This is a genomic window from Duganella aceris, from assembly GCF_011090165.1.
GTDB lineage: Bacteria > Pseudomonadota > Gammaproteobacteria > Burkholderiales > Burkholderiaceae_D > Rugamonas > Rugamonas aceris.
Genome location: NZ_JAADJT010000003.1, coordinates 288,055 through 304,934 on the forward strand (window position 1 = coordinate 288,055; position 16,880 = coordinate 304,934).

9 protein-coding genes are annotated in these 16,880 nt (G+C 66.6%); 3 read left to right on the plus strand and 6 right to left on the minus strand.

Annotation, left to right across the window (positions count from 1 at the left end):
- Positions 1 to 2,124 (minus strand): hypothetical protein, encoded by a 2,124-nt coding sequence (locus tag GW587_RS08555; RefSeq protein ID WP_166101068.1) that lies wholly within the window; start codon positions 2,122 to 2,124, stop codon positions 1 to 3.
- Between the two features lie 227 nt (positions 2,125 to 2,351).
- Between GW587_RS08555 and GW587_RS08560 the strand changes: the two genes are divergently transcribed.
- Both GW587_RS08560 and GW587_RS08565 read left to right on the plus strand, forming a co-directional pair.
- Entirely contained in the window at positions 2,352 to 5,417 is a 3,066-nt protein-coding gene (locus GW587_RS08560; protein ID WP_166101070.1) for a TonB-dependent receptor domain-containing protein, read from the plus strand.
- A gap of 5 nt (positions 5,418 to 5,422) precedes the next feature.
- On the plus strand, positions 5,423 to 6,940 hold the full coding sequence (locus tag GW587_RS08565; protein WP_166101073.1) for a glycoside hydrolase family 28 protein: 1,518 nt from the start codon (positions 5,423 to 5,425) through the stop codon (positions 6,938 to 6,940).
- On the opposite strand, the gene GW587_RS08570 is transcribed toward GW587_RS08565, so the two are convergent.
- The 5 genes from GW587_RS08570 to edd form a co-directional block, all read right to left on the minus strand.
- Positions 6,918 to 8,540, minus strand: coding sequence for a glycoside hydrolase family 43 protein (locus GW587_RS08570; protein WP_207393394.1), 1,623 nt, complete (start codon positions 8,538 to 8,540; stop codon positions 6,918 to 6,920). The two genes, GW587_RS08565 and GW587_RS08570, sit on opposite strands and share 23 nt — an antisense overlap.
- Before the next feature lie 70 nt (positions 8,541 to 8,610).
- Entirely contained in the window at positions 8,611 to 9,081 is a 471-nt protein-coding gene (locus GW587_RS08575; protein ID WP_166101074.1) for a hypothetical protein, read from the minus strand.
- Complete coding sequence (locus GW587_RS08580; protein WP_166101077.1) at positions 9,078 to 12,368, minus strand: beta strand repeat-containing protein; 3,291 nt, start codon at positions 12,366 to 12,368, stop codon at positions 9,078 to 9,080. The genes GW587_RS08575 and GW587_RS08580 overlap by 4 nt, the downstream gene beginning before the upstream one ends.
- Before the next feature lie 137 nt (positions 12,369 to 12,505).
- Positions 12,506 to 13,129 (minus strand): bifunctional 4-hydroxy-2-oxoglutarate aldolase/2-dehydro-3-deoxy-phosphogluconate aldolase, encoded by a 624-nt coding sequence (eda, locus tag GW587_RS08585; RefSeq protein WP_166101080.1) that lies wholly within the window; start codon positions 13,127 to 13,129, stop codon positions 12,506 to 12,508.
- A gap of 3 nt (positions 13,130 to 13,132) precedes the next feature.
- Positions 13,133 to 15,055: a phosphogluconate dehydratase gene (gene edd / locus GW587_RS08590; protein WP_166101082.1), complete on the minus strand. Its 1,923-nt coding sequence runs from the start codon at positions 15,053 to 15,055 to the stop codon at positions 13,133 to 13,135.
- 173 nt (positions 15,056 to 15,228) lie between these two features.
- On the opposite strand from edd, the gene pgi reads away from it, so the two are divergent.
- The gene (gene pgi / locus GW587_RS08595; RefSeq protein WP_166101085.1) at positions 15,229 to 16,878 is read left to right on the plus strand and encodes a glucose-6-phosphate isomerase; all 1,650 of its coding nucleotides are present in this window, start codon (positions 15,229 to 15,231) and stop codon (positions 16,876 to 16,878) included.
- The last annotated feature ends 2 nt before the right edge of the window (positions 16,879 to 16,880 follow it).

Sequence of the window (16,880 nt, forward strand, 5' to 3'; positions counted from 1 at the left end):
CTACGGCAGCGGCTTGAAGCCTTCGGCGCGCACCACCCAACCTTCGCGCGGGAAGCCGGGCGCCGCGCCGGCCGGCGCGCCGTCCCAACCGCCGGCCATCATCGCCACCGCCGCCAGCAGTGCGCCATTTCCCGGCAGGTAGACCGGCAGGTTGGTGTTCGGATTGTGCCCCGCCGCCGTGTAGCTGTTGTTGGGGCCATCGGTTTTCAGCAGCACGTCCACCGCCTGCCGGCGCGCATCGAGGCGCGCGGCGGTCATCGCGATCATCGGATAATCCCAGCCCCAGATCTTGGTCTGCCAATCCCAGTTGGCCAGCACCGCGTCCAGCGTGCGCCGCATCACGGCGCGATCGACGCCGGCGCCGGGCAGCTGGCCGAGCGCCATCAGGAAGGATGGATGGTCGTGGCGGCTGGCGATATTGTCCCAGGTGTCCGGCGTCGACTCCAGCGCCACGTATTTGCCATCCTTCTGAGGCAGGCTGGATAGCTGCAAGCGCTTGCGTTCCCAGTCCTGATCCGGCGGCAGGCCAAGCCGCGCGCGCCACTGCTGCGCGATCTGCAGGCCGGTGGCCCAGTAGCTCAATTCGTAGGCCGGATTCATGCTGGTCGATTGATCGTAGATCTCCTGCGCGATCCACAGCGGCGGACCAAGCACATAGCGCTTGCCGGCCGCGTCCCAATGCAGCATCGACGCCATCGCATCGGCGGTGGCGAATACCAGCTCGCTGTAGCGGTCCAGCGTTTGCCGGTCCGGCGCGCTGCGGTACATCAGCTCCGCCAGATGGATCGGGTGCGGCTGGTTCCACACGATCAGCGGATTGCCGCCGGGGCTGTCGCGTCCCTGCGGCCCGGTCATCTTCGGCCAGCGCGCGCCCTTCAAGCCGCGCGACGCCGCGATCCGGCGCGCCACGGGCAGCGTCTGCTGGAACCAGCGCAGCGTGTTGGCCAGATACTGCGGCCGGCCCCACAGCGCGAAGTGCGCCGTATGCCACCACACCATCTCGGTGTGGTGCTTGCCGTACCAGGTGGTGGTGGTTAAGCCGCTTTCCTGCGGCGGAAAGTCGCCGCCGAACTGGATCGCGGTCAGGTACTGCGACAACACCACGCGCCGCTCCAACTCCGCCGCGCGCGGATCGATGCTGCCGGTGAAATCGATCGCCGCGCCGCTGCGCCAGAAAGCCTGCCAGTGCCGGGCGCTTTGCGCGATCACGGCGACCGCCCCCTCCGCGCCGTCCGCGTCATCGGGCGCATACGACAGCGTGAAATCAAGCTCCTCGCCGCCGGCCGGCGCGATCAGGAATTCATGCGGCGAAGGATACTTGATATCGATGGGCGCCTCAGCCTTCAGCAGCGCCGCATAACGCGCGCCATCGCGCACATGCTCCAGCGCCAGCGTGCGCTGGTCCTGCGCCGCCACGCGCGTGCTGTGCGACGCCGGCTGCGACCAATCCAGAGGCGGATTGGCCTTGACCGCGATGACGTAGCCACGCGGCAGCGCGAGCCGCACCGACAGCTTGCCGCCTGCCAGCAGCGGCGACGCGATGCGCACCGCCAGCGTATCCCGCGCAGGACTGGCCGCCGTGGTCACGCTGACCGGCTGCCCATCGATGGTGTAACGGCTGGTCAGCACCCCGCTCCACAGATCGAGCTTCTGGTCGATGTTCTTGACGTCCTCGATCGCCAGCGGCCTGCCCTGGTAGCGCAGGCCCAACTGCCCCAACGGCATCGCATGCGGATTCTCCCTGAGCCAGCCGGTGGCCGCCGCCTTCATGTTGGTCGGATAGCCGACGGTGCTGCCGTGCGCGGTGTAATCGCGGTTGGCGTCGGCCAGCTTGTAGCCGTTCGGATTCGGATCCTCGTGCCACGACCAGCGCGCCTGCGTCTCCACCGCGATGCCGTTCTTGCTGTAGTAGTCGGGGAAGCTCTGCAGGCCGGTCACGTCGGCGGTGAAGCAGAACTGCCCGTTGCCCACGCTGAGCGGCGCCCACGCATCGACCGCGCGCAAGTGGGGACTATGCCGCTCCACCAGCGCGCGGCGGTCGATCGACTGATCGGCCGCGCCGGCGCCGGCGGCAAGGGCAACGGCCGCCAGCATCGCCAGCCGCATCCAGCTTGAGTGAATCATTTTGGTCTCCTTGTTTGGCAAGGATCATATCCAGAAAAAGCAACAGATCGCCCGTCCAATCAATCAACTTGTTGACTATACCGACATCGATCAAGACCTTGAGCGGTGTGCGATTGACTCTCCGATACGAAGCTACCTACCATTTAACACGGTCTAATGGTTGCGCTAACAATTTTTTGTTAGCTTAACACTCGGCCGCCACGATCCGATAAAAAAGGAGACACGAAATGAATAACAAAAGATTCAACCACCACGGCAACTCGCTATCCGCATTACTCATGGCCGTCAGCGTCACCGGCATCGCCAGCGCGCAGGATGCGCCCGAGGTCAAACCCGATGACAACAAGGTCGTCATCACCGGCTCGCGCCTGGCCAGCGGCGGCTATCTGGCGCCGACCCCGGTCACCGTGGTCGACCAGCAGGAACTGAAGCTGACCGGCACGCAGAACCTGGAAGTGCTGCTGTCCGATACGCCGCAATTCACCGCCAACCAGTTGAGCAGCCCCACCGCCAACACCGTGCAGGCCGGCCAGCCGTCCGGCACCTCGACGCTGAACCTGCGCAATCTCGGGCCGACGCGCAACCTGGTGCTGGTCAACGGCCGCCGCTTCGCCATCACCGGCCCGGACTTCACCACCGACATCAACACCATCCCGTCCGCGCTGGTGAAGCGGATCGAGACCGTGACCGGCGGCTCGTCCGCCGTCTACGGTTCGGACGCCATCTCCGGCGTGGTCAACTTCATCATGCGCGACAACTTCGAAGGCGTGGAGGTCAACACCCAGCGCACCTGGGACCAGCCGACCAAGACCCCGACCAAAAGCCTCGACGTGACCATGGGCGGCAACTTCGCCAACAACAAAGGCAACGCCGTCATCTCGCTCAACTACATGGACCGCGAAGGCATGACGCGCGGCGACCGTGGCGACTGGGCGCTGCCGTCGATGGGCGATGGCTGCGTCACCGCCGCCTCGTGGTCGTCGACCCGTCCCGGCACGCCGCAAGCGGTGCCCGCCGGCCAGACCTGCTTGTCGGCCGGCGGCAGGCCAGGCCTGGTCTACAGCGGCTCCGCGACGGTGCCGTTCGGCCGCATCGGCAACTTGCCGGTGGTGGGATCGTCGGCGTCCAACCCGGCCTTGAACGCGGCCTTGATCGCCGCCGGCCTGCAAGGCATGGGCTCTCTCGGCGCCGTGTTCGACCAGACCGGCAAGGCGATCCGCCCCTACACCGCGGCCGACGCCTACGACCTCGGTCCGATCTCGTATCTGGTGACGCCGCAAAAACGCTGGATGGGCAACGCCTTCTCGCACTACGATTTCAACGAGCACCATACCGGCTACCTGGAACTCCATTACAGTAACAACACCGCCAACGTGCAGATCGCGCCCACCAGCGCCAGCGGCAACTTCCTGGTCAACACCAACAACCCGTATCTGAGCGCGCCGATGCAGGAAGTGCTGCGCCAGCTGGATCTGCGCGAAACCGGCAGCACCCGCATCACCACCGGCACGCAGTCGCTGACCACCACGCCGGGCGACGGCCTGGCGGTGCTGAACCTGAACCGCCGCCTGCCGGACATCGGCACCCGCGCGGCGACCACCGAACACTCCGTGTTCCGCACCGCGCTGGGCCTGCGCGGCGATATTCCGGACGTCTCCAGGAGCTTCTTGAGCGACCTGAAATACGATATGTACTACACCTACGCCCGCACCATCGAATCGCAAAACCAGAGCGGCTCGATTTCGCTGAGCCGCTTCCAGAACGCGATCCTGTCGCAGGGCGGCGCGGCGCCGGTGCTCAACCCCTTCGGCCAGAACATCACCGAGGCCGGCAAGAATGCGATCTCGATCTTCTCCAACTCGACCATCCGCGCCGAGCAGCAGGTCGCCTCGGGCAACATCACCGGCAAGCTGGCGGAGCTGCCGGCCGGCGCGGTCGACTTCTCGGCCGGCCTGGAACGCCGGCGCGCCTCCAGCAGCTACTCGCCGGATGCCTTCCTCTCCTCCGGCGACGTCTCCGGCTGGAACGCGGCGCTGGCCACCAGCGGCTCGTCCACCGTCAAGGAATTCTACGGCGAGACGCGGGTACCGCTGTTGGCCGACCAGCCTTTCGCCAAGCGCCTGAGCGTCAGCGGCGCCTTCCGCCGCTCCGACTACGACGTCGAATCGGTCGGCAAGGTGTGGACCAGCTCCATCGGCACCGAATGGGCGCCGGCCGAAAGCCTGACCTTCCGCGCGCAGAAGCAGAAATCGATCCGCGCGCCGAACGTGGGTGAGCTGTTCGGCGGCCAGGGCACCAACGGCCCGACCGCGACCGATCCGTGCTCCAACCGCACGCCGGCCGCGCAGACCGCCGCCGTGCGCGCGCTGTGCGTGGCCACCGGCGTGCCGGCCAACCTGGTGTTCGACCAGGCGGTGCAGCCGTCCAACTTCATCAACCAGGTGGTCGGCGGCAATCCCAACCTGACCGCCGAGAAGTCGCACACCACGACCTTCGGCGCGGTATTCTCGCCGAGCTTCGTCAAGGGCCTGAACCTGAGCCTGGACTACTACAAGATCACGCTGGACGACGCGATCTCCACGTTGGGCGGCGGCGGTATCCAATCGGTGCTGGACCTGTGCTACAACACCATCCAGAACGCCAACAGCGTCTACTGCAAGGCGATCAACCGCGATCCGATCACCGGCCAGATCGCCGCGCCGACCTATGTGATGACCACGGCGGCCAATATCGGCGGCATCTCCACCAAGGGCTACGACCTGGCGGGCCACTACGGCTTCCGCACCGACTGGGGTCTGATGGGCGACTCGCGCTGGAACGTCGACACCAACTGGACCTATGTGAAAGAGCTGACCTTCACACCGATCCAGGATCTGCCGAACATCAAGAACCAGTGCGTCGGCTCCTGGGGCGCGACTTGCGGTCAGCCGGTGCCGCACTGGAAAGGCACGGCGCGCTTGAGCATGAACACTGGTAAGCTGCTGTTGTCGGCGCGCGCTCGTTATACCGGCGGCGTCACGGTGGACACCTATGTGGTGCCGCAGCGCCAGGGCGGCACACCGCCGGCGTTGAACTCGCTGACCAATCCGACCATCAAGGCCTACACCTACCTGGACCTGACCGCCGGCTATGAGTTCAGCAAGTCGATCAGCCTGACGGCCGGCGTGCGCAATGTGTTCGACAAGGATCCGCCTATCCTGGGTTCGTCGCAGCTGCCGGCCAATAACACGATCGCCGCCAGCTACGATCCCTTGGGTCGGTCGATGTTCGTCACCCTCAACCTGAAACTGTGAACCAGATGACAGAAGCCATCAACGCCAAACGCCGCACCCTCGCCCTGGCGATGGGCAGCGGCATGCTCGGCGCGTGGGTGTCGCCGGCCGTCCTGGCGGCGGCACCCGGCGGCGCGGCGCCGGAATGGGCAGAGGCCTTGCGCCGCGACCTTGACCTCATGGCGCAGAACCTGACCAGGACGTTGCTGGCCTGGCCGGTGCCGGACAGTGTGTTCCTGCCGGAGGCCTACGGGCTGACGGCCGGTGCGCCGGCCACGGTCCCGGCCACCGCCACCGCCGCGATCCAGCGCGCCATCGACGCCTGCGCGGCGGCGGGCGGCGGCACGGTGCGGCTGGCGCAGGGCGACTACGTCAGCGGCACCATCGACCTGCGCTCCGGCGTGATGCTGGAAATCGCCGAAGGCAGTCGCCTGCTCGCCAGCACCGACCTGAAAGACTATCCGGAGCGGCTGGCAAAGCGGCCGACCGTCATGGACAGCAATATGGGCATGAACCAGTCGCTGATCTTCGCCCAGGATTGCCAGCATGTCGGCATCTGCGGCAAGGGCACCATCGACGGGCGCGGTACGGAGGCCAACTTCCCCGGCGAGGAAACGATCAGCGGCACGCCGGGCCGGCCCTTCATCATCCGCATGCTCGATTGCCGCAACGTGGTGATCAAGGACATCAATCTGCGCGACTCGCCGTGCTGGATGCAGAACTACCTCAATTGCGAGGACTTGCTGATCGACGGCATTCGCGTCGAGAACCAGTCCAATCACAACAACGACGGGCTGGATATCGACAGCTGCCGCCGCGTCATCGTGCGCAACAGCTGGATCAATTCGGGCGACGACGCCCTGTGCTTCAAGGGCGCAGGCCAGCGGCCGATGGAAAATATCCTGGTCGAGAACTGCCAGTTCTTCAGCAGCTGCAACGCGCTCAAATTCGGCACCGACTCGCAGGGCGACTTCCGCAATGTCCTGGTGCGCAATGTGGTGCTGGGCGGGCCGTCGGAGACGATGCGCTCGCGCAAGCGGCGCAAATCCGATGGCGGAATCTCATGGGAGATCGTCGACGGCGGCACGCTGGAGCGGGTGCTGGTGCATGACGCGCATATCGTCCGCAGCGAGAGTCCGCTGTTCCTGTATCTGGGCGATCGTGGCCGGGTACGGCCGGGGGAGCAGCGTCCGCCGCCGGGCGTGCTGCGGCATATCGTGTTCGACCGCGTCACCGGGGACGACAACGGCGTGCGCGGCTCCTTCTTCACCGGCATCCAGGCGAAGCAGATCGAGCATGTGCTGCTGCGCGACGTGACGATCAAGATGGCGGCGGCGGGCGAGCCGGCGATCAAGGCGGCCGATGTTCCGGTCAGCCAGGACATTTATCCCGATCCGCATATGTACGCCACGGTGATGCCGGCCTATGGTTTGTGGACGCGCCACGTGCGCGATTTGTCGCTGGTGCGGGTGCGCTTCTTCAACGCCGGCAAGGACGCGCGGCCGGCGCTGCTCGCCAACGTCACTTCCAGTCCGACACTCTGAACCAGTCGATGTCGATGTAGTTCTGCTTGATTTGATCGCGGCCGGTGTGGGTGGACTTGGCTTCATCCACATCGGCTTTGATGTAGGTGAAGACCGCCGGCCGGCTGCCCTTCCACCACGAGAATTTCGCCAGCGGCGTCACCGGGCCGAAGTCCTTGAACGCATCGCCTTCCTTCAGCGCGTACGAGAACTGCACCATCTGGCTTTCGTAGACCTGGGCGCGCAGGATGACGGCGTTGGCGTCGATCCTGGCGCCGCGCGTTTCTTCGCCGGCGTTGGAGTAGGTCAGGTAGTTGACGCCGCCGTCGCGCGTCACGCCTATCCATGGCAGCTTGACGCCGAACAGGCTCAGGCCCGCGCGCTGCGCATCGGCCAGCGCGCCGATCTCGATGCGGGTGCTGATGACGGCATGCGGGCCTTGCAGGATCTGCGTCAGCGTATTGCGGGCGCCGACCAGATAAGTGGCCTTGTTGGCTTCGATGCGCATGAAGCCGGGGCGCTGCGACAGGCTCCAGCGCGCGTCGTCGGGATTGTGGTTCCACGACCATTGCAGGCCGAGTTTAGCGCCGGAGAATTCGTCGCTGTCCTGGATCTTGTCGGCGGATGGTTTGCCGGTGTCGGGATAGGCGTGCTCAGAGACCGGAACACCGGCCGCGCCCATCACCGGCCAATCGTCCTGCCACACCACCGGCTGCAAGTGCGCGATGCGGCCGAAGGCGCCGGTGCTGTTGAAGTGGATGAACCAGCCCTGGCCCGAAGGCGTTTCGACATAGCCGCCCTGGTGCGGGCCTTTCAGGCCGTTGCCGGGATTGAGCACCGACTTGTATTCATACGGCCCCTCGATCTTCCGCGCGCGCATGACCGCCTGCGCGCCGGTCTCGACGCCGCCGATGGGCGCGAAGATGTAGTAGTAGCCATTGCGCTTGTAGGTCTTCGGGCCTTCCAGGATCGGCAGGTTGGCCTTGTCTTCGATGATGGTTTGGCCGGCGTCGTACAGCGTCTTGCCGTCGGGGCTCATCGCATGCAGGATCACCGGACCGGCGCCTACTTTCGAGTGGACCAGATAGGCTTTGCCATCGTCATCCCAGAACGGGCAAGGATCCTCATAGCCCGCGCCATCGAGCACTTTGACGGGCGCCGACCATTTGCCGGCGGGATTGGCGCTGGAGCTCATGAAGATGCCCTCGTCCGGCGTGGCCCAATAGACGTAGAACAGGCCATTGTGATGCCGGATCGACGGCGCCCAGACGCCGCCAGCATAGCGCATCCCCTTGCCGACCGGCTTGGAAGCGGCGTCGGTCAGCGTGTACGGCGGCACCATGTCGTAGGAAGGATGGAAGCCCAGTTTATCCAGCACATGGCCGGCGATCTTCCAATGCACCAGATCCGTGGATCGCAGCACCGGAATACCAGGCGAAAAATGAAAACTCGACGCGACCATGAAATAGTCGCCGCCGACGCGGATCACATCCGGATCGGAATAATCGGCGTAGATGATGGGATTCGCATAGCGCGGCCCCGGCCCCGGCCCCGGCCCGGCGGCAGCGCAGACTAGCGGCAAGCACACCGCGAACATCAAGCCCTGGATTTTCCGCCGCATCGATCATCCTCTCCGATTGAAGAGGATGATCTTATCACCCAGCAAGCCACAACATCGCTCACGAATCTGCTTACTTGCGCGGATTGGCCGCCTTGTCCTGCTCGATCAGACGGGCCAGCTGCGACTGCGGACCAACCACCTCGACGAACAGGATCTTCTCCACCGGGATGGTTTGTGACGACGGCCCGTGCCAATCATTCCTGTTGCGGCTGACGACCCGATTGCCGGGTTGGCCGTCGGGTTGGGTGTATGCCTGCACGTAGTACACCTGGTCGAGCTGTAGAAAATCGTGTCCGACCTTCACCAGATTGCCGTAGTAAATCGGACCACTCACCAGTTGCACCGCGCACAGCGTACCCGGCGGCGCCGGGTCCAGTCGCGGCCCCTGTTGCGCGCGCCAGCCGCCGACGGCCAGGGCCGTCAGCGCCAGCGCAGCGATCACGCCGGAGAGCGCGCCCACCACCGCCGGCCAGCGCGGTGCGGCAGCCTTGACCGCCACCACTTGCGCGTCGGCGATCGGACGAATTTCCACTGCGTTCACGCATGCTCCTTTTTGCTACGACGACGCGCCATCAACAACATGCCGCCGCCAAGCAGCATCATGCCCCAGGTCTGAGGTTCAGGCACCGGCGCCAGCATGGTGTTGGCGACGCCGACCACATAGTTGAAGCCGTAGCCTTGGTTCGTGCCCTGGGTGAACGCGGTGGTCACCACCAGGTCCTGAATGCCGAGACCCGATACGCCCAAGTCCAGAACGCGGTCCTGGAAGAAGTCTTGCGCCGCGTCGAAGGAGATGAAGCTCTGGGTGAACAGCAGCACGCCGCCGCTGGTAACCGAGAAGTCCAGGTTGCTGAAACCACCGCCCACGCCGAAACCGCTGAGCAAACCCAGCAGCAGGTGCCCGCTACCGTTGCCGTTCACCGAAAATGCGCCGCTGGTGGTGAAGGTGTAGCTGCCGGCCCCGGCGTAGCTGGCGCTCTGGGTGCCGATGCCGGCCACGTCGACGCCGCCGAACGCCGCGCCCGCCGTCGGCGCGCCGCCCAGCCACGCCTGCGCGGCGGCGCCGTCCGGCGCGCCGCTCACCTGCGATGTCACGGTATTGGCGACTAGCTGGGCGGCGTCCTGCGTACCGCCGTAATTGGCCTTGGTGATCACCGCCACGCCGCTGCCGGCCGGGGCGCTGGCGCCGGCCAGTGCATATTGCAGCCCCTGGCGCGCGTCGCTGTTGGCGGTCAGGGTACCGCTGCTGCCGCTGCCATCGGCGCGCGCGATCGCATTGCCGCCGCCGATCACACTGGCTTGCGCTTGCACATCCAGCGCGCCGCCATGGCCACTGGCGTGGGCGCTCGCGCTGCCGCCTTGCGTCAGGCTGACGGCCTGGGCACGCGCGGTGGCGGCGGCGAACGTCGGCGCTGCCGTACCGATATTGCTGCCGCCGGTGGCGCTGGCGCTGGCGCTGACCACGCCGTTGCCGCGGGCCGAGGCCAGCGCGTTCGCAGCGCCGCCGCTCAGGGCGCCGGCGGGATCGCCGATCCGGGAGCCCGCCGCGTCGCCGCCGACCGCGCTGGCGTTGACGCTCAGCTTGCTGGCGACCAAGTCCTGCACCGTCAGCGAGGAGGCGGCGGAGCCGCCGGCGTTGCCATCAAACATGCCGGTGCCGGCATGACCGCCCACCGCATTCTGGTTCAGCGTCAGCGCGCCGCTGGTGCCGCCGCTGACGGCGTTGGTCATCGACGAGTCGGCGCCGCGGCCGCCACCCCAGCCGCCCTGGCCACCGATTTGCGTCGCCGTCACGATCACCGTGGCGCCCCCGCTGGACGTGCCGCTGGCGCTGGCCACTGCCTGGCCAGCCGCGCCAGTGCTGCCGCCATTGCCGCCGATGGCGGTGGCGCCTATGGTCAGCGTGCCCTTGCCGGACAGCGAACCGGTGGCGTTGCTGACCGCCTTGCCGCCCGCGCCGTATGGACCGCCATTGTTCTGATAGGCGAAACCGCCGCCGGTTGCGGTGCTCTGTCCTTGCACGTCATGGTCGCCGCTGCCGGCCACGGTCAGTTGCGCATTGGCGTCGCCGCCGGCGGCGAGGGACTGGGAGGAACCCGGCAGACCGGCGATGCCGTTGCCACCGGTCGCCACACTGGTGACCGACAACGGACCGCTACCGCTGGCGGTCAGGCTGGACACGGCTTGCCCGCCCTGCCCGCCGGCGCCGCCCAGCGCCTGCGTTTGCGCGGTCAACGCCGCGCCGGCTTTGACGCTGGCCAAGGTCAGCGTTGCGGTGGCGTCGCCGCCCCGCGCGTTGGCGATCGGCGTGTCTTGATATACATTCGATCCGCCGCCGACGCCGCCCTGCGCCGCCACCGTGACTTGCAGCGCGCCGGCTTTGCTGTCATTCACTTGCAACGTGGAGCTGGCCGCGCCGCCGGCACCGCCGCCGCCGTTGGCCGATCCGCCGGCGCCGCCGACCGCTCTCTGCAACAGGGTCAGCGTGCCGCTGGTGCTACCGCCGACCGCGTTCGACAACACCGAGGCGCCGCCCGCGCCGCCGACAAATTTGCTGTCGCCGTCGCTGCCGCCACCGGCACCGCCCGCGCCGCCGGTCTGCAGCACGCTGGCCGTGGCCGGGCCGCCGGCCGACTCCGCATAAGCACTGGCAACGGCCGCACCACCCGCACCGCCCACCAACTTGCCGGGCGTATCGTAGTAATCCGTACCGGCGCCGGCGCCCTCGCCGCCGGTGGCCACCGCACTGGCGCTGGCGCCGTACGCGCCGAGGCTGATGGCCTGCGCGTTGCTGCCGGCGCCGCCGCCGGTGAGGCTGCTATTCAGGGCGTCCGAGCCGCTGCGGCCGCCGGTCGAACTGGCGGTCACCGTGACGGGCCCATTGCCGGTTCCCTTGACCAAGGCGCTGGCGTTGCCGCCGGCCTTGCCGACGCCGCGCTGCGCCAGGGTGGAGTCGAAATTGTTCGCGCCCGCGTTGCCGCCGTTGCCGCCGGTGGCGGTGCTGTCGAGCCGCAGCGAGGCCGCGCTGCCGTCGCTTAACACCAGCGTGGAGGCGGCATTGCCCGCCGTGCCGCCGTTGCCCGCTTTTTTCGGTGAGAAGAAGTCCTCGTTGCCCCACATGCCATCGCCGCCGTTGCCGCCGACCGCCTGCTGCGACAGCGTCAGCGCGCCGCTGGTGCTGCCGCTGACGGCGTTGTTCATGGTGGAATCGGCGCCGTTGCCGCCGTTCTCCGGCAGACCCATGCCATAGCTGCCGGCCAGGCCATGACCACCGGACTGGCTGGCCGACACCGTCACCGCGCCACTGCCGGATTGGCCGCTGGCGGTGGCGCTGGCAACACCGCCAAGGCCGCCCCGGCCGCCGCTGGCGAACGAGGTGACGTTGACCGCGCCGCTGCCGCCAGTCTGCGCCGAGGCGGCCGCCGTGGCCGCGCCGCCGGCGGCGTTGAGCAGAGGGATGGTGCTTTCGCCGCCGTTATAACCGCTGGAGCCGCCGACCGCAATGGCGTTGGCGACGGCATTGCCGCTGCCGATCAGGGTGGTGGCCGTGGCCTGCCCTGCGCCGCCCGCCCCGCCCTGGTCGGAGGTCCCGAAGCCGGCGTCGCCGCCGCTACCGCCCATGGCAGTGGCTTGATTGAAGGCGTCGCTATTACCGGCCGCCGTAGCGCTGACCGACTGACCGGCGCCGGCCGGCACGCCGAAGTCACCCGGAGTGCCGGCGGCGCCGGTGGTGTTGACGGTGCCGCCGTACGCCTGGCTGACCGCCAGCGACAACAACAAAGGGACCAAGGGAGCGGTAAAACGGGAACGACGAGTGGAACGCGGCATAAGGGTGTTGCCTTTCTATCTGATAGGTAGGAAGAACACTTGAGGAGCCGCAATTATAAAATATATAATTATAAATAGGTTAACCTTAATCTTAAAAATATGCTCAAAAAAAACGACGCCGAAGCGTCGTTTGGTTTTTAGCGCAGGCCGCTGGCGGCCTTGGCGATGTCGGTGATGCGCTGCCAGTCGCCGGCGGCGATGGCGTCTTTTGGCGTCAGCCACGAGCCGCCGACGCAGGCGACGTTCTTCAGCGTCAGGAACTGCGACGCGGTGTCCTGCGAGATGCCGCCCGTCGGGCAGAACATCACGTCCGACAGCGGTCCGTAGATCGCGTTCAGCATGCCGATGCCGCCCGCCGGCACCGCCGGGAACAGTTTCAGTTGCTTGAAGCCCTGCTCGCGCGCGGCCATCACTTCCGATGGCGTCATCACGCCCGGCAGCAGCGGCAGGCCGCTGCTCTTGGCGGCGGCGATCAGCGCCGGCGTCAAGCCCGGCGACACGCCGAACACCGCGCCCGCGTCACGCGCGGCGGCGAATTCCTCCGGCTTGGTCAGCGTGCCGACGCCGACGATGGCGCCTTCCACCGCCGACATGGCCTTGATCGCGTCCAGGCCATGCTTGGTGCGCAGCGTGACTTCCAGCACGCGGATGCCGCCCGCCACCAGCGCGCGCGCCAGCGGGACCGCATGTTCAATTTCGTCGATCGCGATCACTGGGATCACGGCCGAGGTACGCATAATGTCGAGCAGAGTCATGGTCATGATTTACGCATCTTTCTTCATCGAGTAATCTTCATCGGAACCCGGCACGGTGTTGCCGACCGGGTCTTTGTCATGCAGGCCGACGGTGGTCGGAATCGGCGACGGCAGCGGGAACACGGTGGCGCCCTTCTCCGCTTCGCAGACGCTGTTGCGGAACATGGCGAACAGTTCGCGGCCCATGCCGACACTGTTCGGCGACAGATCGGCCGTGGCCAGCGAACGCGAATGCCACACGCTCGATTCGACCAGCGCCTCCAGCGTGCCGCTGCGGGCGCAGACGCGGATGATGTCGCCGTCGCGCACCAGGCCGAGCGGACCGCCGGCCAGGATCTCCGGCGAGACGTGGATCGCCGCCGGCACCTTGCCCGACGCGCCCGACATGCGGCCGTCGGTCACCAGCGCCACGTGGCGGCCGGCGTCCTGCAGGTTGGCCAGCGCCGGGGTCAGCGCGTGCAGTTCCGGCATGCCGTTGGCGCGCGGGCCCTGGAAGCGCAGCACCGCGACGAAGTCGCGATCCAGCTTGCCGGCCTTGTAGGCGTCCATGAAATCTTCCTGCGAGTTGAACACCAGCGCCGGCGCTTCCACCGTCTGGTGTTCCGGCTTGACCGCCGAGACCTTCATCACGGCGCGGCCCAGGTTGCCCTTGACCAGCACGGTGCCGCCGTCCGGCGAGAACGGCGCGCTGATCTTGCGCAGCACCGCTTCGTCGCCCGATTCCGCCGGCACGTCTTTCCACACCACGCCATTGCCCGCTTCGCCCAGGAACGGCTCGGCGCAATGCTTGCGCAAGCCCTTGCCCATGATGGTGGTGACGTCGTCGTGCAGCAGGCCGCCGTCCAGCAGTTCGCGGATGACGAAACCGGTGCCGCCGGCGGCGTGGAAGTGGTTCACGTCGGCGTTGCCGTTCGGGTAGATGCGCGCCAGCAGCGGCACCACTTTCGACAGCTCGTCGAAGTCGTCCCAGTCGATGACGATGCCGGCCGCCTTGGCGATCGCCACCAGGTGCAGGGTGTGGTTGGTCGAGCCGCCGGTGGTCAGCAGCGCGACCACGGCGTTGACGATGGACTTCTCGTCGACCACATGGCCGACCGGTAGGTATTCGCTCGATTGCGCGGTGATCACGGCGGCGCGCTGGGCGGCGGCCTTGGTCAGTTCGTCGCGCAGCGGGGTGTTCGGGGTGATGAAGGCGGCGCCCGGCAGGTGCAGGCCCATGACCTCCATCAGCATCTGGTTGCTGTTGGCGGTGCCGTAGAAGGTACAGGTGCCGGCGCCGTGGTAGGACTGCGATTCGCCTTCGAGCAGCTCGGCGCGGCCGACCTTCCCTTGCGCGTACAATTGGCGGATCTTGGCTTTTTCCGAGTTCGACAGGCCGGTGGTCATCGGGCCGGCCGGCACGAACACCGCCGGCAGGTGGCCGAAGTGCAGCGCGCCGATCAGCAGACCGGGTACAATCTTGTCGCAGACGCCCAGATACACGGCCGAATCGAACATATTGTGCGACAGCGCGATGGCGGTCGACATGGCGATCGCGTCACGCGAGAACAGGGACAGTTCCATGCCCGGCTGCCCTTGCGTGACGCCGTCGCACATGGCGGGCGTGCCGCCGGCGAATTGGGCCACGGCGCCGACTTCGCGCACGGCGTCCTTGATCAGCGCCGGGAAGCGTTCGAACGGCTGGTGCGCCGACAGCATGTCGTTGTAGGCCGAGATGATCGCCACCGATGGTTTCTTGAGTTCCTTCAACGACAGCTTGTCGTTGGCGGGGAAGGCGGCGAAGCCGTGCGCCAGGTTGGTACAGGCCAGCGCGCCGCGCTGGACGCCCTTGACGCGGGCGGCTTCAAGATGCGCCAAATACGCGCCGCGCGAGGGTTTGCTGCGCTGGATAATGCGAGCGGTGACGGTTTCTAGGACTGGATGCAACGCCATGATCGTTCCTTATGAATGGATTCCGTGAAATTTTACTACAAAATTTCAATGGATAGCTGGGTTTTCTGACATTTTCCTCGCTCACACCCGTGGGAAAACCGTAGTGAATTTACCTATTTTTCCTGTATGATTCCATCATCCCCTTCCATCCCAGACTAAGACGCCCAAACATTATGCGCCAGCCTGCACTGACCACCACCGCCAGCTTCCAAGCCCTCGAATCCCATGCCGTCGACGCGAAAGCGTGGCAACTGCGCCAGCTGTTCGCCGCCGATGCGCAGCGCTTCCCCAAACTGACCGTCGACGCGGCCGGCCTGTTCCTGGACTATTCCAAGAACCGCCTGAACGCCGACACCATCGGCCTGCTGCTGGACCTGGCCCGCGAACGCGGCGTCGAAGCGCAGCGCGACGCCATGCTGAGCGGGGAAAAGATCAATCTTACCGAACATCGTGCCGTATTGCACACCGCGTTGCGCATGCCGCGCGGCAAAGGCCTGGTGGTGGACGGCCAGGACATCAACGCCGACGTGCACGCGGTGCTGGACCAGATGAAGGACTTCACCGACCGCGTGCGCAGCGGCGCGTGGCTGGGCTACAGCGGCAAGCCGATCACCGACATCGTCAACATCGGCATCGGCGGCTCGGACCTGGGACCGAAGATGGCGGTGCTGGCGCTGCGCTCGTACGCGCATCCGCGCCTGAAGATGCACTTCGTCTCCAACGTCGACGGCCATGACATGGACGCGGCGCTGGCCCAGGTCGATCCGGAGACCACGCTGTTCATCATCGCCTCCAAGACCTTCGTCACCGCCGAGACCATGCTCAACGCCGGCACCGCGCGCGCCTGGTTCCTGCAATCGGGCACCGAAGAGCAGCTGGCGCGCCACTTCGTCGCCGTCTCCACCAACACCGAGGCGGTCAAGGCCTTCGGCATCGATCCGGCCAATATGTTCCCGTTCTGGGACTGGGTCGGCGGCCGCTATTCGGTCTGGTCGGCGATCGGCCTGGCGGTGGCGCTGGCGGTGGGCTTCGGCTACTTCAGCGACTTCCTGGCCGGCGCGCACGCGATGGACGAACACTTCCGCGAGGCGCCGCTGGAACAGAACATGCCGGTGCTGCTGGCGATGATCGGCTTCTGGAACCGCCAGTTCCTCGACGCCGGCTCGCTGTCGATCGCGCCGTACCACCAGGATTTGAGCCGCTTCGCCGCCTACCTGCAACAGCTCGACATGGAGAGCAACGGCAAGCGCGTCACCCGCAACGGCGCGGCGGTCGACACCCCGACCTGCCCGGTGGTGTGGGGCGAATGCGGCACCAATGCGCAACACGCCTACTTCCAGCTGCTGCACCAGGGCACCGACATCGTGCCGATCGACTTCATCGCCACGCTGCGCGCGACCCACGACCTGCCGGGCCATCACGACTCGCTGCTGGCGAACTGCTTCGCGCAGTCGGAGGCCTTCATGACCGGCAAGACCGCCGACGAAGTGCGCGCCGACCTGAGCGCGCAAAACCTGAGCGCCGATGAAATCGAGGCGCTGGTGCCGCACAAGACCTTCCCCGGCAACCGTCCGTCCAACACCATCCTGATGGACCAGCTGACGCCGACCGCCCTCGGTACACTGATCGCGCTGTACGAGCACAAGACCTTCGTGCAGGGCGTGCTGTGGGACGTCAACAGCTTCGACCAGTGGGGCGTGGAGCTGGGCAAGGTGCTGGCCAAGAACATCCACGCGGAACTGACCGGCGAGATCCAGCCGGAACGCCACGACAGCTCGACCAACGGCTTGATCATCATGGCCAAGGCCGCACAACACATCTGATC